Origin of the sequence: Ensifer sp. LC384 (assembly GCF_001695865.1) — a bacterium.
Taxonomy (GTDB): domain Bacteria; phylum Pseudomonadota; class Alphaproteobacteria; order Rhizobiales; family Rhizobiaceae; genus Ensifer.
This window is the reverse complement of sequence record NZ_MBST01000003.1, coordinates 183,630-203,262: the sequence shown is the minus strand read 5'-3', so window position 1 is coordinate 203,262 and position 19,633 is coordinate 183,630. Positions and strand designations below refer to the sequence as shown.

Annotated in this window: 16 protein-coding genes and 1 pseudogene; 8 read left to right on the top strand and 9 right to left on the bottom strand. The window is 61.1% G+C overall.

Features of this window, described 5'->3' with window-relative positions; genetic code table 11:
* Positions 1-11: 11 nt before the first annotated feature.
* The 3 genes from BC363_RS05130 to BC363_RS05120 form a co-directional block, all read right to left on the bottom strand.
* Positions 12-278, bottom strand: coding sequence for a glutaredoxin family protein (locus tag BC363_RS05130; RefSeq protein ID WP_065785827.1), 267 nt, complete (start codon positions 276-278; stop codon positions 12-14).
* 161 nt (positions 279-439) lie between these two features.
* Positions 440-889: a Cu(I)-responsive transcriptional regulator gene (gene cueR / locus BC363_RS05125; RefSeq protein WP_065785826.1), complete on the bottom strand. Its 450-nt coding sequence runs from the start codon at positions 887-889 to the stop codon at positions 440-442.
* A 62-nt stretch (positions 890-951) separates the two neighbouring features.
* Complete coding sequence (locus BC363_RS05120; protein WP_065785825.1) at positions 952-3,456, bottom strand: heavy metal translocating P-type ATPase; 2,505 nt, start codon at positions 3,454-3,456, stop codon at positions 952-954.
* 162 nt (positions 3,457-3,618) lie between these two features.
* On the opposite strand from BC363_RS05120, the gene BC363_RS05115 reads away from it, so the two are divergent.
* The 8 genes from BC363_RS05115 (at position 3,619) to BC363_RS05075 (ending at position 14,839) form a co-directional block, all read left to right on the top strand.
* Positions 3,619-3,828, top strand: coding sequence for a heavy-metal-associated domain-containing protein (locus tag BC363_RS05115; RefSeq protein ID WP_065785824.1), 210 nt, complete (start codon positions 3,619-3,621; stop codon positions 3,826-3,828).
* Positions 3,828-4,232 carry a DUF305 domain-containing protein gene (locus BC363_RS05110; RefSeq protein WP_065785823.1) on the top strand — a complete coding sequence of 135 codons (405 nt, stop codon included), beginning with the start codon at positions 3,828-3,830 and terminating at the stop codon, positions 4,230-4,232. Before BC363_RS05115 ends, BC363_RS05110 begins: the two co-directional genes overlap by 1 nt.
* A 101-nt stretch (positions 4,233-4,333) precedes the next feature.
* A complete protein-coding gene (locus BC363_RS05105) occupies positions 4,334-5,875 on the top strand; it encodes a multicopper oxidase family protein (RefSeq protein ID WP_065785822.1) in 1,542 nt (513 codons plus the stop codon).
* 460 nt (positions 5,876-6,335) lie between these two features.
* Positions 6,336-6,731: a metalloregulator ArsR/SmtB family transcription factor gene (locus tag BC363_RS05100; RefSeq protein ID WP_083223657.1), complete on the top strand. Its 396-nt coding sequence runs from the start codon at positions 6,336-6,338 to the stop codon at positions 6,729-6,731.
* 228 nt (positions 6,732-6,959) lie between these two features.
* Positions 6,960-9,608, top strand: a complete 2,649-nt coding sequence (locus BC363_RS05095) for a heavy metal translocating P-type ATPase (RefSeq protein WP_083223656.1) — start codon at positions 6,960-6,962, stop codon at positions 9,606-9,608.
* 294 nt (positions 9,609-9,902) lie between these two features.
* Positions 9,903-11,165, top strand: coding sequence for an efflux RND transporter periplasmic adaptor subunit (locus BC363_RS05085; RefSeq protein WP_065785819.1), 1,263 nt, complete (start codon positions 9,903-9,905; stop codon positions 11,163-11,165).
* Positions 11,162-14,338, top strand: coding sequence for an efflux RND transporter permease subunit (locus BC363_RS05080; RefSeq protein ID WP_065785818.1), 3,177 nt, complete (start codon positions 11,162-11,164; stop codon positions 14,336-14,338). The genes BC363_RS05085 and BC363_RS05080 overlap by 4 nt, the downstream gene beginning before the upstream one ends.
* 291 nt (positions 14,339-14,629) lie before the next feature.
* Entirely contained in the window at positions 14,630-14,839 is a 210-nt protein-coding gene (locus BC363_RS05075; protein ID WP_065785817.1) for a heavy-metal-associated domain-containing protein, read from the top strand.
* 120 nt (positions 14,840-14,959) lie between these two features.
* Here BC363_RS05075 and BC363_RS05070 read toward each other — a convergent pair whose 3' ends face one another.
* The 6 genes and pseudogenes from BC363_RS05070 to BC363_RS05050 form a co-directional block, all read right to left on the bottom strand.
* On the bottom strand, positions 14,960-16,270 hold the full coding sequence (locus tag BC363_RS05070) for an adenylate/guanylate cyclase domain-containing protein (protein WP_065785816.1): 1,311 nt from the start codon (positions 16,268-16,270) through the stop codon (positions 14,960-14,962).
* 120 nt (positions 16,271-16,390) lie between these two features.
* Positions 16,391-16,675, bottom strand: coding sequence for a copper-binding protein (locus BC363_RS05065; protein WP_065785815.1), 285 nt, complete (start codon positions 16,673-16,675; stop codon positions 16,391-16,393).
* A gap of 305 nt (positions 16,676-16,980) precedes the next feature.
* Positions 16,981-17,375 (bottom strand): annotated as a pseudogene (locus tag BC363_RS33245) (hypothetical protein); the annotation flags it as partial.
* A gap of 79 nt (positions 17,376-17,454) precedes the next feature.
* Positions 17,455-17,694, bottom strand: a complete 240-nt coding sequence (locus BC363_RS05060) for a 4-oxalocrotonate tautomerase family protein (RefSeq protein ID WP_065785814.1) — start codon at positions 17,692-17,694, stop codon at positions 17,455-17,457.
* An 84-nt stretch (positions 17,695-17,778) separates the two neighbouring features.
* The gene (locus BC363_RS05055; RefSeq protein WP_065785813.1) at positions 17,779-18,492 is read right to left on the bottom strand and encodes an SDR family oxidoreductase; all 714 of its coding nucleotides are present in this window, start codon (positions 18,490-18,492) and stop codon (positions 17,779-17,781) included.
* A gap of 141 nt (positions 18,493-18,633) precedes the next feature.
* Positions 18,634-19,566 (bottom strand): LysR family transcriptional regulator, encoded by a 933-nt coding sequence (locus tag BC363_RS05050; RefSeq protein ID WP_065785812.1) that lies wholly within the window; start codon positions 19,564-19,566, stop codon positions 18,634-18,636.
* Positions 19,567-19,633: the final 67 nt, after the last annotated feature.

The window sequence follows — 19,633 nt, the reverse complement described above, 5'->3', positions numbered from 1 at the left end:
CAAAGCTTCCCTCAAACGTCTTTCGACAGACGAAGCGCCGTTATCAGCGCTGGCTTCTGGCTTTCGAAGGTGCCGTAGAAAACCTCGTCGTTGATGATCGTGATGGGCGCTACCCGCACCCCTGTGCGTGCTTTCGCCTCCTCGGTGATCTCCGGATCGGAAAGGTCACGCTCGTCAAACGCGAGGTCCTCCCTAAGAAGCCAATTCTTCAGCGCGCGGCAATCCGGGCAGTTCGGCGCGGTGTAGATGAGGATATGCGGTGTGCTGGCTTCGGTCATGTTTTGCCTTTCTGTGAATTCCACATGATTTCGCTTGCAGCCGGTCGCCCTGGAACGGCCGGACTGAGGAAGATGGCCGTCAGGGTGCGGCTTCCAGCGCTTGTAAGGTCAAGGAGTGTTTTTGCATTAGTCGCGGCGTGGCGCGCCGGCGCTGTCTTCCATCACCTCAACGGGCGTGCGACTGCGCCGAGGCGAGGCTGGATCGACAGATCCTCATCCTCCGGATCAGTCTCGAGGCCTTGCAGGATTGGGCAATGGGGGCGGTGGTCGCCGTGGCAGGCGTTGACCAGCATTGTGAGCGTATGGGCCATGTCCTGAAGACCCTTGATCTTCTTTTCCAGTTCGTCGATGTGGCCCTGCGCCAGGCGCTTGATCTCGGCGCTCTGCCGGGTCTCGTCACGCCACAGGCCGAGAAGATCGCTGATCTCGGCAACCGAAAAACCGAGATCGCGCGCGCGGCGGATGAAGCGCAGCATATGCACGTCGGTGTCCGAATAATCGCGGTAGCCAGACGACTTTCGGTCAGCAGCCGGAATGAGGCCGGTCTGCTCGTAGTAACGAATCATCTTGGCCGAAACGCCCGATGCTTTTGATGCCTGTCCAATGTTCATCAGTATTCTCCCTAAAATGGTGCAGCAGCCGACCCGGATATTGGGTTGGCTGCTGCGGTTCGTCAGTTCGCCACTTTGAACGTGCGCAACCGCAGCGCATTGCCGAGCACGAACACACTCGATAGTGCCATGGCGCCCGCGGCAAAGACTGGCGACAGCAAGATGCCGTAGGCCGGGTGGAGAACGCCCGCCGCGACCGGGATCAGAGCCGTGTTGTAGGAAAACGCCCAGAACAGATTTTGCCGGATGTTGCCGATCGTCGCCTTTGACAGAGCGATCGCGTTCGGTACGCCCTGCAGGCTGCCGGACATCAGGACCACGTCCGCCGCCTCGATTGCGATGTCCGTACCTGTGCCGATGGCGAGACCCACATCCGCCTCCGCCAGCGCCGGGGCGTCGTTAATGCCGTCGCCGACGAAGGCGACCTTGCCGAACTTGGCCCTGAGGCGGCGAACCGCATCGACCTTGCCGTCCGGCAGCACTTCCGCCACCACCTCGTCGATCCCCAGCCGAGCCGCTATGGCCTTGGCCGTGCGGGCATTGTCGCCGGTGATCATCGCGACCTTGAGGCCGAGATCGTGCAGGGCCTTGATTGCCGCAGGCGTGGTGTCCTTGATCGGGTCGGCCACGGCGATGATCGCCGCGAGCTTGCCGTCGATCGCGGCATAGAGGGGCGACTTGCCCTCGTTGCCCAGACGCTCGGCAACCCTGGAGAACGCTGCCACGTCATGGCCGAGTTCGACCATGTACCGGTCTGCGCCGATTTCAACGCGCTTGCCGTCCACCATGGCCTTGACGCCGAAACCCGTCACCGATTCGAAGTCCGACACGGCCGGCAGCGAGATGCCTTCCCCGGTGGCCGCGTCCACGATCGCACGGGCAATTGGGTGTTCCGATTTGGTCTCGACGGCGGCGACAAGACCGAGCACGTTCGACCGGTCGAAACCAGCAGCCAGTTCCAGATCGGTCAGGGCCGGCTTGCCCTCGGTCAGAGTACCAGTCTTGTCAAGCGCCACGACCTTGGCGTCCTTCAACAACTGGAGCGCTTCCCCCTTACGGAAGAGCACACCGAGTTCGGCGCCGCGACCGGTGCCAACCATGATGGAGGTCGGCGTCGCCAGACCCATGGCGCACGGGCAGGCGATGATCAGGACGGCGACGGCATTGACCAGCGCGAAGGTAAGCGCGGGCGACGGGCCGAAGTAGAGCCAGGCCGCATAGGTCAGCGCCGCTACGGCGAAGACTGCCGGTACGAACCACATGGTGACCTTGTCGACCAGCGCTTGGATTGGCAGCTTGGAGCCCTGAGCCTCTTCAACCATGCGGATGATCTGCGAAAGCACCGTATTGCCGCCGACCGCCGTCGCGCGGAACGCGAACGCGCCCTTCTGGTTGACCGTGCCGCCGACGACCTCGCTACCCACCGACTTCGAAACCGGGATCGGCTCGCCTGTAATCATCGACTCGTCTACATAACTGGCACCTTCGACCACCTCGCCATCGACGGGCAGACGTTCGCCGGGACGAACCTCGACGATATCGCCGGAAACGACCGAGCCGATAGGCAGATCGACAGCCTTGCCGTCCCTGCGGACGCGCGCCGTCTTGGCTTGAAGTCCAGCCAGGCGCTTGATCGCTTCGGATGTCCGGCCCTTCGCGCGGGCCTCGAGCAGGCGACCGAGCAGAATAAGCGTCACGATGACCGCGGCTGCTTCAAAATAGACGTTGATCGTTCCGGGCGGCAGGAAGCCGGGTGCGAAGGTCGCGACCAGCGAATACCCATAGGCTGCTAGCGAACCGACCGCCACAAGCGAGTTCATGTCCGGGGTAAGACGCCAAAGTGCCGGGAGCCCCTTGTCATAGAAACGAATACCCGGAATGAAGAGCACAAGCGTTGTCAGTGCGAACTGGATGTACCAGCTCCACTGCATGCCAATCGTCGATTCGATGAGGCCGTGCACACCCGGAATGAGGTGCGATCCCATCTCGATGAGAAAGATGGGCGCGGTAAGCACCGCCGCGACGGTGAAGTCACGGGTCAGTTCGTGTCGCTCTGCTTCCTTCTTCTCTGTTCGCTCGGCGTTCTCATCCTCACTGCCATTGCCGGCGGCCGCGCCGATCATCTTTGCCTCGTAACCGGCATCTTCGATCGCCGCAATCAGGGTCGCCGCATCGGCGTTTCCGTGGATCGTGGCCCGCTCTGTCGCCAGATTGACGACCGCTTCCGTCACGCCGGGGATTGCCTTCAGAGCGCGCTCGACGCGGCCGACGCAGGATGCGCAGGTCATACCCTCGATCGATAGTTCCGTGGGACCAGCCGAACCGGCAGATTTCGCCGGCACGGAATAACCGACGTTTTCGATGGCCTCGACAAGCTTTTCTCGGCCGACGGCCGATTTGGTCGTGATGCTCGCCCGTTCCGTCGCCAAGTTGACCGACGCGGTCTCAACACCTGGTACGGCCTTCAGGGCTCTTTCGACACGCCCAACGCAGGACGCGCAGGTCATACCCTCGATGGGCAGCGATATTGTTCCAGACAAGTCTGTTGCTCGAACGGGGGCATTCATAGCCGCTCCTTTTCTCGTTCCGAAATTCAAGTTCGGACGGAAGGTGAGGCTTCCAACAATGGGAAGGTCAATAGCAAATTTTCCATTTCTGCACCTCTTGACCTTGCCATTGTTGGAAGCCTCACCTTGAGCGTCATGAGACCCAAACCAAGGAGAATTCTCATGGAACTCAGAATCGAGAACATGACCTGCGGCGGCTGCGCCAAATCCGTGACAAGGGCGATCCAGTCAGTCGATCCCAACGCCAAGATCGAGACCAATCCTGCCGCCCGCACGGTCAAGGTCGAGACGACCGCGACCTCGGCGGCCCTTCAAAGGGTTCTCGGGGAAGCCGGCTATCCGGCAACCGCGAACGGAACGGGAGCGATATGATGAACAAGCTCACCCCGATCTTCATCGCAGGTGCGATCGCCATCAGTGCGGGCCTTGCGATCGCGCAGAGCCAAATGAACAAGGACGATCCCATGCAAGGTCACGATATGTCGGGAATGAACATGTCGGATTTGGAGGTGCCGGCCTCCGACAACCCGTCCACGAAAGCTTACAGAGCCGCCAACGACAGCATGCATGAGATGATGGTCGAGTTCACCGGCGATGCCGACATCGACTTCATGCGCGGCATGATCCCGCACCATCAAGGCGCGATCGAAATGGCGAAAGTCGTGCTTGAATACGGCAAGGACCCGGAGGTCCGCAACCTCGCCGAAGAGGTGATCAAGGCCCAGGAAGGCGAGATCGCCATGATGAAGAAGTGGCTCGCCGACCGCGGCAAGTAGCAACCGGAGGGTGGCTCTCAGGAGCCGCCTAAGAAAAAAACTCAAGACATAGTTGAGCGGCCTCGCCGTTGACTGTGAAATGACAGAGAGGAAGACGATCAATGCACCGGCGGACTTTTCTGGCGAGCCTTGCGGGTCTCGTCGTTGCCGGGCCCGCGGCAGCCCAGATGAAGCACGATATGGCCGGCATGAGCGGCCACGGTAATCACAACATGCCCGCGACGGGCACCAATCCGGTTTTGCCGGAAGGCCAGCCGCTCAAGGAGTTGCCACGGCTGTCCAACCAGTCGGCCGTGCCGGGCGTATTCAAAGCAGAGCTGGCAGCAGAACCAGGCGTCGTACGGTTCGCCGAAGGGCTCGATACGCCTGTGCTTCTTTACAACGGCACCAACCCCGTGATCGAGGCAAGTGAGGGCGACAAAGTCGAGATCAGCTTCAAGAACAAGATTCCAGGCGAACCCACGACGGTCCATTGGCATGGCATGCCAGTGCCGGCCGACCAGGATGGCAATCCGATGGACCCCGTAACCTCGGGTGGCGAGCGCATCTATGCGTTCGAACTGCCGGAAGGCAGTGCGGCATCTTACTGGTTTCATCCCCATCCCCACGGCTTGACCGCAGAGCAGGTCTATCGCGGACTCGCGGGTATCTTTCTGGTCAAACCGAAGGACGATCCCATCCCGCCGGAATATGGCGACACGATCCTGATGCTCACCGATCTCAGAATTGCCGCCGACGGGAAGATACCGCAAAGCACGATGACCGATCTTATGAACGGCCGCGTCGGGGATCATGTGCTCGTCAATGGGCAGAAGAACCCGGCGATGGCCGTAGCGCTTGGCGAAAGGCGCCGTCTACGTCTCTACAACGCGACGAATGCGCGCTTCCTGCGGCTGAAGTTCGAGAATGCCAGCATGACCGTGATCGGAACGGACGGCGGTCTGATCGAAGCGCCCGTCGCCGTCGATGAACTGCTGCTCACGCCGGCCGAGCGCGTTGAATTGATTGTTTCCTTCGACAAGCCGGGAGCGGCCAGGCTCACGACGCTCGAATATGAGCGCGGTTGGATGGGGCCGGGCAAGCCGAACGAGGCCGGCATGGTCCTGCTGACGGCAAACGTATCGGATGAGGCGGTGGCTGCGATGCCGCCCCTGCCGGCAAAGCTGCGCTCCATTGAATCTCTTGGGAATCCGGTTGTCACGCGCCGGTTTGTGCTCACGGAATCCATGGGCGGAATGGACCACGGCAACATGTCGATGCAGGGCATGGATCACTCCAACATGTCCATGCCCTCCGACAGCATGGAGATGAAGTTCCTGATCAACGGTGCCAGTTTCGACATGAACCGCATCGACGAAGTCTCGAAAGTCCGACAGGTCGAGCTTTGGGAGGTCGTCAACGAGGCCGATATGGATCATCCGTTCCATGTGCATGGGACGCAGTTTCAGATCGCAGAGCACGAGAAGGACGGGAAGGTAACCACGCCATCCTATCGCGCGTGGAAAGATACCGTGAACATCGTGGCCGGCGAGACGGTCCGGATTTTGCTGCGCCAGGATCTGCCGGGGTCGCGCATGTATCACTGCCACATCCTCGAGCACGAACAACTCGGTATGATGGGTACGGTCGACGTTCGAGCCTAGTCTGGATCAGCGAATGAAACAAAGGCCCGCCGCGAAGATGTTCGCGGCGGGCCTTTGTCATTGGGGGGCGAACGACGGGACCTCATGCAGGCGGGCCGACCACATCAGGGGGGGCTGCATTCCAATGACCTTTTCGGACCAGGGATCTCAGCCCGTCGCCAAATGTCAGAATATGGTGTTGGAAGGCGGTGTCTCTGCTGATCGAACACGCTTGCGCTCCGCCGTAGCTAATTTATGTGCCGGGCTCATCGGTCTTTTCCTTAAGCGGGCGGCGGTGGATTCACTCCGTCATGACTGAATCGCGGGCTGGGCCGATGCATCTGGCCGTTGGGTCGCGACATTGTCGTGTGTTGTGATTGCTCACTCTTTGGGTAGATTGGGGCTCGACATATCAATGTGGACTAATTCTCGCTCTGAATGAGACTGCGAGCTTCGTCCCGTCTCCAGGTAGTTCAAGTACATGACCTCTCGTACGCCGAAAGCCAACGTTGCAAAGCAGGACGACCTCGCAAAACGAGTTAGTCCAGCGGTATCCGACCAGCCCTTGGATCATTCCTCTCTGTCGCACAACGAGATCACAATTCTAGCGGAAACCTTCCGCCTGCTCGGCGATCCGTCCCGACTGAAGATCCTCCTAAGCTGTCTGGCCGGGCCCATATCGGTGGGCGACATCGCCGAAAGACTGGATCTGTCGCTGTCCCTTGTCAGCCATCACCTGCGCCTTTTGCGAGGAGCGCGTCTCGTCAAGGGCGTGCGTCAGGCCAAGCAGATATTCTACGAGATCGCCGACCAGCACGTCAGCCAAGTGCTGCAGGACATGGCAACGCACATCTCGGAAGACCATGCGGACGAGTGAACTCGGCCAGCACAGCGGCGCCTCAGTCGACGTATTGCCGGCAGAGTCTGCGGACGTCGATGGCGCCCACCCGGCCGTCGTCCCAAATGCCAACACGGATAGGCGCCAGGGATTTTAATCGACTAACACTTGAATAGATGTTCAATTGTGATATCGACTTCTTTCGAAGCCACGCAGCTGACTAAGGGCGAACACGCCCCAGCTGCGCCGGCGAGAAAGGAGATCGGAATGACAACAGCACTTTCAACGTCGAGCGTAGGTGAACGGCTCGGCTTCCGCGTCGACGGCATGGATTGCGCAAGCTGCGTGGGCAAGATCGAGACTGCGTTGGGCCGTTTGGGGGGAATCTCCGACGTCGCCGTCAACTTCGCCAACGAGACATTGGCGCTTTCGCGCGACCCCTCCAGCAAGACGACAGCGAAGGACATCGCCAGGAAGATCCGTTCGCTGGGATTTGATGTCACGGAGCTGTCGGCATCCGCAGTCCCTTCGGCGCCAGCCGAGCGCTCGGGCTCTCATACCGGGCATGACCACAGCGGCTGCTCCGGCACCGACGATCACAAGCAAGATCACGGGCATGGTCATCATGATCATGATCACGGAAGTTGCGGCGGACATGATCACGCGGCACATGCTTCCACCCCACGCGCCGCGCCAAGCTCCCCGCCCAACGTTTCGATGCGGGTCGAGGGTATGGATTGCGCGAGCTGCGTCGGCAAGATCGAGGTCGCGCTGGCCCGCATGAGCGACGTCTCGGATGTGCGCGTAAACTTCACGACAGAAACGCTTGAGCTCACGCTTGCCGCCGGCTCGATCGCCAAGGTCGGCGACATTGAGAGGATGATCAAGAGTCTCGGCTTCGGGGTGTCTGACACACGCCAGATGTCGTCTTTATCCGACGCTGCTGTCGAGGCCGTACCGGTGCCGGCGATACGCAATCAGCGCTGGTGGCAGACCCGCAAGGGCAAGCATGTTCTCGGTCTCGGCCTACTAATGGGCTCGGCTTATGCCATCGCCCAATTCATCCCGCTCTACGCGGAGTGGATCTTTGCCGCTGCCGTCGTGGCAGGGGTTATCCCGTTCGCCCGCAAGGCCTTCGCACTTGCAATGTCCGGGTCTGCGTTCTCGATTGAGACGCTGATGTCGGTGGCCGCAATCGGCGCCCTTGTCATCGGAGAGGCGGAAGAAGCCGCTGCGGTCGTATTTTTGTTCGCTGTCGGCGAGCTCCTTGAAAGCGTGGCCGCAGGGCGAGCGAGGGCCGGCATCAAGGCGCTTGCGTCACTCGTGCCGAAGACGGCGGTTCTGATTGATCCCAATGGCGGCCAGCGTAGCGTTCCTGCAGCTGCCCTGCGCGTGAACGATCGTGTGCTGGTGCGTCCGGGTGACCGCGTACCGGCTGACGGGCAAATCGTCCAGGGGGCCTCCAGCCTGGACGAGTCTCCCGTCACCGGCGAATCCATGCCGCGCGCAAAGGCAAGGGGGGACAGCATTTTTGCCGGTTCGATCAACGTCGACGGTGTTCTTCAGGTTTGCGTCAAGAAAACGGCCGCCGACAACACCATCTCGCGCATCATCCATCTCGTTGAGCAGGCTCAGTCCTCCAAGGCGCCGACCGCGCGCTTCATCGAGAAGTTCAGCCGCTACTACACCCCTGCCGTGATGCTCATCGCTGCCCTGATTATCATGGTGCCCCCCCTGGCCATGGGCGCGGACTGGGATACGTGGCTATACCGCGGCCTCGCGCTGCTGCTGATCGCTTGCCCCTGCGCGCTGGTACTGTCCACCCCCGCCGCGATTGCCTCGGGCCTGGCTGTCGGCACACGCCGCGGCCTGCTGATCAAGGGAGGCAACGCGCTCGAAACCATAGGCAAGGTAAACGCCATCGCCTTCGACAAGACGGGCACATTGACCGAGGGCAAGCCGCGCGTCACTGAAGTCTTCGCTTGTGGGAAGAATGAAGAGAACGACGTTCTTGCACTTGCCGCGGCAGTGGAAAGTGGTTCGAACCACCCGCTCGCGCAGGCGATCGTAGGGCATGCGGGAGCCGCCGGGATCGCTATCCCGCCCGCAAACGACGCATCCGCGACGGCCGGCAAGGCGGTACATGCCACGGTCGGCGGCCGTCGCCTGGCTATCAGCTCTCCGACACATGCCGCACAGGCAGTAACCCTCGGGGTCTTGGAGCAAAAGGCCATCGAGAAGCTTGAGGAGGGCGGCAATACCGTCGCGGTTCTCTTCGACGAGCAGGCGAGGGAAGTCCTTGGTCTTGTCGGCCTGCGCGATGAGCCGCGACGTGATGCGCGCGAGGGTGTCGCCCAACTCAAGGCAATGGGTATTCGCTCTGTCATGCTGACCGGCGACAATCGGCGCACCGCCCAAGCGATCGCCAAGGACCTCGGGATCGAATGGAAGGCCGAGCTTCTACCCCAAGATAAGCTCAATCTCGTCAACGAGTTGAAGCAGAAGTCCAGGGTGGCGATGGTCGGCGATGGCATCAACGATGCCCCGGCTCTGGCGACGGCCGATGTCGGCATCGCCATGGGTGGCGGCACCGACGTGGCGATCGAGACAGCGGATGCCGCCCTTCTGAAGAGCCGTGTCACCGACGTCGCCCATCTCGTGGCACTTTCGCGCGCTACCATGGCCAATATTCACCAGAATGTGGTCTTTGCCCTGGCGCTGAAGAGCCTCTTCCTGGTCACCAGCATCCTCGGCATCACGGGTCTCTGGATCGCTGTTCTCGCCGACACTGGCGCCACCGCGATCGTGACACTGAACGCGCTGCGGCTTCTGCGCTTCAAGGGCGCGAAATCGGCCGATGGTGGCCGGGACGAAGGCTTGCCTTCGCGCCCACTGGTCCCGGCCGAGAGCCGTTGACTGATCGCGTCAGGCAAGCCGCCGATCATACGTGATTGGCGGCTTCCCACCTGCTGGACCACTTCGCAGCAAAGCCGATCCACGGCGCCCATCCGAAGACGAACTCCTCTCATCCAAACTATGTCGGCGAAGTAAAGCATGCCGTTGGCCGCGACGGATGCGTCACGGGCCTCTTCGGAAATAACTTTCTAGGGGCCTTGACCTTTCCATCGTTGGAAACCGCACCTTCGTCAAAGAATCGTCCGCTGCCGTCGCCTGCCGGCCGGGCGCGTGCACAAATGAAGGTGAACGAGCATGAGTAAAAAAGCCGCCATCCTGTTCTTAGCCGGTGTCGCCGTCGCCGGGGGCACTTTTGCCCTTGTCTATGGCGATGAAGCGGGAACCTACACCAGTCGCCTCTTTGAGCTTGCCTCGTCGGCCAGTGCGTCCGAGGCAGTCGCGGCCGGAACCGGGGGAACGCCCACGCCCCAGGTTCCGGTCGCCGAGGTTATCACACGCGAGGTTGCGCCTTCGGTGGAGTTCACCGGCCACCTCGAAGCGGCCAGGGCGGTTGACCTGCGCCCGCGTGTCGGCGGCGCCATCGACGTCGTAAGTGTTCCCGAAGGCGGTCTCGTGCGCCCGGGTCAGCTCCTGTTCCAGATCGACCCCAGGCCGTTCCAGGTTGCCCTGGATGCCGCCAAGGCTCAGTTGAAACAGGCGACCGTTCTGCTTGATCATGCAGACATCGCTTTCGGGCGAGCCGAATCGTTGGCGCCGAACGGCACGGTGTCGCGCAAGACCTTTGACGATGCTGAGGCCACCCGCCGCCAGCGCCAGGCACAGGTCGAAATCGCCAAGGCAGCCGTGGCCGCCGCCGATCTCGATCTGTCTTTCACGCGCGTCACGGCTCCGATTGGCGGGCGGGTCGACCGGGTGCTTGTCACCGAAGGCAACCTGGTTACCGGCGGCAATGCGGGAGCTTCTACGCTTCTCACCACGATTGTCTCGACGGACCCCGTCCACGTCTATTTCGATATAGACGAGGCCACCTTTCTCGATTTCGTTGCTCGGGCCCGCCCAAACGAGAGCGAAGATGCAACCGAGAAACTACCAGTGCAGGTCGGTCTTATGACCGATGCCGGTTTCCCCCATGCCGGCGTCCTCGACTTCATCGGCAACCGTGTCGAACGGAGCACCGGCACGATCCGAGCCCGGGCCATCGTCCAGAACCCGGATGGTCGGCTAGCTCCCGGTCTCTTTGCGCGGGTGAACCTGGTTACGGCGGAGCCGGCTCACACCGTGCTGATCGACGATCAGGCGATCGGTATCGATCAGGGCCGCCGCTATGTGCTGGCGCTTGGGCTCGAGAACAAGGCCGAGTACCGCCCGGTTGAACTCGGACCGATGATCGACGGTTTGCGCGTTGTCTCTAGCGGCCTCAAGCCGGGCGAGAAGATCATTATCAAGGGGCTCGTTCGTCCCGGAATGGAAGTGGACCCGCAGATGATTTCGATGCTGCCAGGCCAATCCGCCGATGGCGACCGGGCGGCGGCTGAAACCCAGGAGGCACGTCGATGAATATCCCTCGCTTCTTCGTCGATCGCCCGATCTTCGCGGTCGTTCTGTCTGTCTTGATGCTGATCGCCGGTGGCCTGACGCTCCTGAAGCTGCCATTGAGCGAGTACCCCCAGGTGACCCCGCCCACCGTGCAGGTCACCGCAAGCTATCCGGGCGCCAATCCCGAGGTGATCGCCGAAACGGTTGCCGCACCGCTGGAACAGGTGATCAACGGCGTCGAGAACATGCTCTATATGAGCTCGCAGGCCGCGACCGACGGACGCATGACGCTGACGGTGACTTTTCAGCAGGGCACCGATCCCGACATGGCGCAGATCCAGGTGCAAAACCGCGTCTCCCGCGCGCTTCCGCGTCTGCCGCAGGAAGTGCAGCGGATCGGCGTCGTGACGCAGAAGACCTCGCCCGACATCCTGATGGTCGTGCATCTCGTCTCGCCCGACGACCGCTATGATCCTCTCTACCTCTCGAACTTCGCCACTTTGCAGGTGCGTGACCAGCTTGCGCGCCTGTCAGGTGTGGGTGACGTTCTGGTCTGGGGTGCTGGCGAATATTCGATGCGGATCTGGCTCGATCCGGCCAAGGTGGCGGCGCGCGGCCTGACTGCCTCCGACGTGGTGGCGGCAATCCAGGAGCAGAACGTCCAGGTGGCAGCCGGCTCGGTCGGCCAGCAGCCGGACGCCTCGGCGGCGCTCCAGGTCACGGTCAATACCCTTGGCAGGCTTTCGAACGAGGAGCAGTTCGGCGACATCGTCGTCAAGACGGGTGTCGACGGCCAGATCACCCGTCTGCGGGATGTTGCCCGTATTGAACTTGGTGCGGACTCCTACGCGCTGCGCAGTCTTCTTGACGGCAAGCCGGCGCTGGCGCTGCAGATCATCCAGAGCCCCGGCGCCAACGCGCTCGACGTGTCGAGCGCCATTCGCGGCACCATGGAAGAACTACAGAAAGGTTTTCCTGAGGGTATAGAGTATCGCATCGCTTACGACCCTACCGTCTTCGTCAAGTCTTCTCTGGAAGCCGTGGTGATGACACTGCTCGAAGCCACCGCGCTGGTCGTGATCGTGGTCGTGCTCTTCCTTCAGACTTGGCGCGCCTCGATCATCCCGCTGGTTGCCGTGCCGGTATCGTTGGTCGGCACATTCGCCTTTATGTACATGTTCGGCTTCTCGCTGAACACGCTGTCGCTGTTCGGGCTCGTACTGTCGATCGGGATCGTGGTCGACGACGCCATCGTCGTCGTCGAGAACGTCGAGCGTCACATCGCGTTGGGCGAAACGCCGAAGGAGGCAGCGTGCAAGGCCATGGACGAAGTGACCGGACCGATTATTGCCATTACTTCGGTGCTGTCGGCCGTGTTCATTCCGTCAGCATTCCTGTCCGGCCTGCAAGGGGAGTTCTATCGACAGTTCGCTCTCACGATCGCAATCTCGACGATCCTGTCGGCGGTCAACTCTCTCACGCTTTCTCCTGCGCTCGCAGGCGTGCTCCTGAGGCCGCACCACGGCGACGTGAAGCGCGACCGGCTGACGATCATAATCGACACCCTGTTCGGGCGGTTCTTCCGGTCGTTCAACCGCTTCTTCGACAGCGCCTCGAATGCCTATGTCTGGTCGGTGCGCCGCGCCGTGAGGCTCAGCGCGCTCGTCCTGCTGGTTTACGCCGGTTTGGTCGGAATGACATGGATGGGGTTCCAGACTGTGCCCAACGGGTTCGTGCCGGCACAGGACAAGTATTACCTTGTCGGCATCGCCCAGCTTCCGACCGGAGCCTCGCTCGATCGGACCGAGGCGGTCGTCAAGAAAATGTCGGAGATCGCGCTTGCCGAACCGGGTGTTGAAAGCGTCGTCGCGTTTCCGGGTCTTTCGGTCAATGGCATGGTCAATATTCCGAACGCCGCGGTGATATTCACGATGCTCAAGCCCTTTGACCAGCGCAAGGATCCATCCCTGTCGGCGTTTGCCATAGCTGGTCGCCTGATGGGCAAGTTCAGTCAGATACCCGATGGTTTTGCCGGCATCTTCCCGCCACCACCTGTTCCGGGCCTCGGCTCGACCGGCGGTTTCAAGATCCAGATCGAGGATCGGGCGGGACTTGGCTTCGAGGCGCTGGCGCAAGCGCAGGGCGCGATCATGGGCGGAGCGATGCAAACACCTGAGCTGGCTGGCATGCTCGCGAGCTTCCAGGTGAATGCGCCGCAGGTGCAGGTGGACATCGACCGGGTGAAGGCGAAGTCGCAGGGGGTGCCGCTCAACACGATCTTCGAGACGTTGCAGGTCAACCTTGGCTCGCTCTACGCGAACGACTTCAATCGCTTTGGCCGCACCTACCGCGTGATGGTCCAGGCGGACGCACCATTCCGTATGCAGCCGGAGGACATCGGCCGATTGAAGGTGCGGAACGCGGCGGGGGAAATGATCCCGTTGTCGGCCCTGCTGACCATCAAGCACAGCTCCGGGCCGGATCGCGTCATGCATTACAATGGGTTCCCGTCGGCCGATATCAGCGGTAGCCCGGCGCCCGGATATTCGTTCGGGCAAGCGACCGCGGCCATAGAACGGGTCGCATCGGAAACGCTGCCACCCGGCATGGCCTTTGAGTGGACGGACCTCGCCTATCAGGAGAAACAAGCCGGTAACACGGCTCTGTACGTCTTCCCACTGTCTGTTTTGCTCGCGTTTCTGATTCTGGCGGCGCAGTACAACAGTTGGTCATTGCCGTTCGCCGTGTTGCTGATCGCCCCGATGGCGTTGCTTTCCGCGATCGCAGGCGTCTGGTTTACCGGCGGCGACAACAACATCTTCACGCAGATCGGCTTCGTCGTTCTCGTGGGTCTCGCTGCCAAGAATGCCATCCTGATCGTCGAGTTCGCTCGAGCGAAGGAAGACGAAGGCGTCGATCCCCTAAACGCCGTGCTGGAAGCGGCCCGGCTTCGCTTGCGGCCAATCCTGATGACCTCACTCGCCTTCATCGCCGGTGTCGTGCCACTCGTGATCGCGACGGGGGCGGGTGCCGAGATGCGTCACGTCATGGGCATCGCCGTCTTCGCCGGCATGCTCGGCGTCACCCTGTTCGGCCTCGTCCTGACACCGGTGTTCTACGTCGTCGTGCGCCGCATGGCGATCAGCCGCGAGGCGCGAAGGAGCTCCGGTCCGGTCCTGGAAACGCACGTCTAGGCGATTCGGTGTCTGAAGCTGCACAGAGGGCCTGTCGCTGCCCCTGTGCAGCTTGACATGCCCAAGGCGCCGCCAGTTCCTAGGGTTGCGCATGATGAAACGAAGCCCCATGACGTTGAGCATTGGTGAATTGTCTGCCGCGACTGGCGTCACTTCCTATTCGCTGCTCGGAATGTCAGCGTGCAAATTCCAACCGTGGCAGCGTCAAGCCTCAATTTCTTCATCTCAAGGACTTGACCTTGCAACGGTAGGAAGCCCCATTTGTCGTGGAGGCAAAACAAGGAGGCCTCCATGTATCTCTTTACTGTTCCCAACATGACGTGTGGCGGTTGCGCCAAATCGGTGACCAGAGCGCTGCAGAGCGTCGATGCCGACGCGAAAATCGAGACCGATCCGCCGAAGCGGGAAGTCCGAATCCAGACCTCCGTGCGTGAAGCGGATCTGCGCGCGATTCTGTTTGAAGCTGGCTATCCGGTCGAGGATGAGACGGAAGCCGCCTGACGCTTCTGGCTTGTGTCATTGCAGGCTTGCGCTGGTGATGCAGGCGGCGACGGTGCCTTTGGCAATCTAAGCAAGAGGGCAGCTTTCCGGCTGCCCTCTGTGTTTGTGTCCGGATCCTGGTTACCTTCGCAAGCCAGCCAGAAGCGGCATTGGAGGTAATGCGGCTTCTTCCGAAGGGACAGTGCCGTCCGCTTCATGCTGTAAATACCAGATATCAATCGGCAAGCGCCGTCCAGCGAGCGCTACTTCATTCTGTACCGTCCACAGCGCCCGCGGTGCAGGTTTGCGCAACTGGTTGATCAGCGCCGATGAGACAACAAGCGGCGAACTCAGAGCCTTCGTAAGTGCCTCAAGTCGCTGGGCGACATTGACCGCATCTCCAATGACTGTGAATTCGCTATGGCATCCGCTGTCCAGGATGCCGCCGACAACTGACCCATAGTGCAACCCTATGCCAGCGCTCAGGGCGGGAAACCCGCTTACTAAACTCTGGTGCTTCCAGTCGCGCAATGCATGGACCAGGTCCAGAGCACAAGCCAGCGCACGGTCCGCATCATCCTTCATTGCTGTAGGTTGCCCGAACACCGCCATGACGCCGTCGCCGATGAACTTGTCGACGGTTCCGCCGTGCTCGAAAATAACTCCGGATACGAGATGACGGTATTGTGCCAGGACTGTTGCGAGTTCTCGAGCGGGTGCTGTCTCAGCAAAACTGGTGAAGTCGCGCAGGTCGACGAACATGATCACGGCATTGCGACGTTCGAGTTCGAGGGCCGAACTTCCCTCCTGAAGATCGGCGACGACGAGTGGCGAGAAGAACCGGGAAAGATTCAGGCGTCGCCTGTCTGCCAACAGCGCCTCCTTTCGCGTTCTGTCGTGATCCCTAGCCAAGAGGTAGATGGCAAAGGCGGTGAAGCCATAGCTCACCGTGAGGCCAAGGTCTTGATTGAAAAAGGAAGCAGTAAACGAAACTGCGTTAGCCGTTTGATGCTTGGCCGCGGTAACCGCAAGCATCACGACCCAGGCAACAAGGACGATGCCTGAAAAGACAAGGACCAGCCGACGGTCGAGCTTCAGACCAACATGATTGAGGAGAATGAACGCGACAACGAGACCGGTGGTTGTAACATTGTGGTTCTCGGTGGTTGGACCGCCAAGAATGTGGGCGTAGAGGATCAGCGCGACCAGCAGCGCATCAAGAACGACAAAAACCGTTATTAGCCAGGATCGGCCGGGCAGGAAGCGGGCACGCGTCACAGATGCGATGCTGATGATCAGGTAGCAGATGACGACGGCGAAATGTGTTCCTTCGGCCCCCGCATCCCCACCAAGCAGGAAATTGGCGAGAAGGATGATGAAGGCGACGAACCGCAGAAGTATTGAGCGGATTTCCCGCTCGAAATCCCAGTCGGCGCTGAGTGAGGACGTCATGTTCTTCTCTGAACGGGCGGGTCGGTTTTGGAGCCTCTCACGGTCAGCCAAGCCCGCTTGCTCTAGGCATCATGAGGGACAAGCCGCGGCCATATTTGAGGCCGCGCTCTCGTTTGTTTCCTATTTGGCCTGCGTGACCGTCAACGTGCCATCGACGCGCTCGGCGATGAACTCGACGCTCGCGCCTTCCCAAAGCTTGTCCATAAGTGTGCCATCCTGAACGCGGAAGACCATTGTCATCGCTGGCATCTCAAGGTCTTTCAGTTCCTCATGAATGAGTGTGACTTTCTTCGCGTTCACGTCCACATTCTTGACGGTTCCCTCGCTGAACTCCGCTGCGAATGCTCCGTCGACTGAGCCGAGCGCGACGGTGGAGGCAAGCGCAAGTTTGATGAGTGCTCTCATTGTTCAGTTCCTTTCAACGTGAATACTTGGCAGCGACGCGGACGTCGCCGTGCATTCCGGCGTCCAATGGTCGAGCGCGACGCGCGTCGATTCTTCGGCGCAGCTCGACCTGCCCGCTTGTCGAAACAGCGCCTGGGACTCTTGTAGGGCTTCCAACGATAGTAAGGTCAAGAGGTTGCACCGCGAACGCCCAGAGGCCCGCGAAAGGAACAGACTTGGATGAATTTACGCCATTTGCCGTGCTTCTTGGATGGTAGCGTCGCCTTAGATTATTGAATGACGCAAGACGCGATATCAAGCCCGCGTCAGGCGGCCATCGACAAAGCGATTTCGTTCCACACCGACCTGGCTGAAGCACGCAGTTCGCGGCGATCATTGGCTGTGAGGTGTTTGCGCTGGAGATGGAAGAGATTGGAAATCGGACCGTGGATGGAGACGAAACGCCGGTATTGCGCCGGTGACTGGAACCGGATCATACCCCGCTCCCGTCGTCATACGGCCAGACGCGAATTCTCTGCCCGATTGTTGAGGCCCTTGCGCGAACGATGCTCGATACCGGGCATCAACTGGGTTTGCCCTTTGACCACCGCCACAGTGAACGCGCAAATTCCGGGCCGAATTTCAAAGCCCATTCCGAGACGGTCTGGAACGAGACCTCGATACCGCGCTCGGCCAGCAGATTCTCGACATGGCGCAGTGATTGCCAGGCTTCGGCATCTGCCCCGAAACGTACCGATGCCCGCCGCCGCCAATGCGGCGGCGGGCGGATGTTGCCGGCTTCAGGATTGTGCTGCCTTAGCTCGTTGCTGGCGATACTGTACGGTCGGGAGGCCGCCCCAGCCCCAGTTGTCGAGATCAACCTCTTCGATCACCACGTAGGTCGATTCAAGTGGCTTGTTCAGGACGTTGAGGAGCACCTCGCTGACACCCTTGATGATCGCGGCCTTCTCTTCTGCGGTGACCGAATTGCGGCTAGGTGCGCTTCCCTCGCGGGTAACCTGTACGGTGACGATAGGCATTGCAGTCTCCTTTTCGAGAGTGATTTGGCATTGTTTCACGGCGACCGCGCGCGTAACTGCGGCGCGGTGCCTTTGACGTACTGATTACCAGCGCCCGGCGTTCTGGCCGCCGTCGACGTGGAGGATCTCGCCGGTCACGAAGCCCGCGTTCTCCAGGTAGAGGACGGCGTCGACAATATCGCGCGTTTCGCCCATCCGGCCGACGGGATGCAGGGTCGAGAGCGCCGCGTGCGTTTCAGGCGGATGCATCGGGGTCTTGATGATGCCCGGGGAGACCGCGTTGACGCGCACGCCGCTCTTGGCGAATTCGATGGCCAGTGCCTGGGTGACGGAGTTCAGGCCACCCTTGGTCAGCGAAGCGAGCGCGGCCGGCACGCCGGCGATGGGCTGATTGACGAGGCTCGTGGTGATGCTGACGATGTGGCCCGAGCCCTGCTTCAGCATCTCGGCGGCAGCGCGCTGAGTGATGTGAAAGAAGCCGGCGACGTTCACGCTAAGGTTCTGATCATAGTCTTCCTGGGTGAAGTCAATGAACGGCTTGGCGGTGAAGACGCCGGCATTGTTGACGAGCGAGTCGATGCGGCCGAATCGCTCCAACCCCTCGCGGACGACACGCTCGGCGGTTTCCGGCTTGCCGATGTCGCCTGCGACGGTGTGGATGCCGGCGTCGGCACTTTCCTTGATCGACCGGGATGTGGCGATGACGCGGTAGTTGCGGTCGCGATAGGCGCGAACCAGAGCGGCGCCGATGCCTTGCGACGCGCCGGTGATAATGACGACCTTCTGTTCGGTGCTCATGTCGTGATCCTCTTTCGATTGCAGCGGCGCCTCTTTTGCGTCCGCCCGACGCCCTCGGCGTTGGTGCAATAGATTTAGATCCATCCGGTATTTGGGAGAATTGCCGATGGTTGAAGGACACTCAACCGTATATCGGCATAATTATCTGAGCGGGCCGGCTTCGGCTGCCAAGCGTGCGAACTCGGCGCGCAGGCGCGGCGTGGCGAAGTCGACGAAGGCGCGAACCTTCGGCACAGACATGCGGCCCTGCGGCACGATCAGATGAACCGGTAGCGGTGGGTGCTCGGCATCGGCGAGCACGATCGTCAGCCGCCCGTCTCTCACATATTCCGCCACGTGATAGGAATAGAGCCTGGTGAGACCGCGGCCGGCGGCCGCCGAAGCGGCCGCGGCGCGCACGCTGTTGACGATGCATCTCGGGGTGAATTGGACCGTCCGCGGAATGGACGAGCCCTCAGCCGGCGTGAAGTTCCAGGAGTCGAAGCCGAAATTGGTGAAGGCGACGATCTGGTGTTTTGCGAGGTCCGCCGGCGTTTCGATGCGGGGATGCGTGGCGAGATAACGTGGCGAAGCGACCACGACACGCCGGACATCGCCACCGAGCCGGGTGGAGATATGGGATGAATCGGCGAGATGGCCGATGCGCAGGGCGATATCGACGCCTTCGTCCACCAGGTTGACGAAGCGATCGAAGAGCAGGAGCTGGGCGGAAACCGCCGGGTGCAGATCAAGAAAGTCGTCGAGGATGGGCCGCAGCACCTCTTCGCCCACGATTGGCGGTGCCGAGACCGTTAACATTCCGCGCGGAGCCAAGCGTTCGCCGCCGGCAAGCATGTCCGCTTCCTCGATATCGACGAGCACCCGTCGGCAGGCGGCGGCATAGCGCTGGCCGGCCTCGCTCAGTTTGAGTGTGCGGGTCGTGCGATGCAGCAGTTCGACGCCCACATGCGCCTCCAGGAAGCTCAGCGCCCGGCTGACCGCTGTCGGCGAGCGCCTCAACCGGCGGGCGGCGCCAGCCAGGCTGCCTTCGTCGATTGCCGTGATGAACACTTTCATTGCATCGATGCGATCCATTATTCTGCCGATCTTCGGGATAGTGACTGCCGATTGACGAGTATTCACCCGAAATTGGCCATAAGTA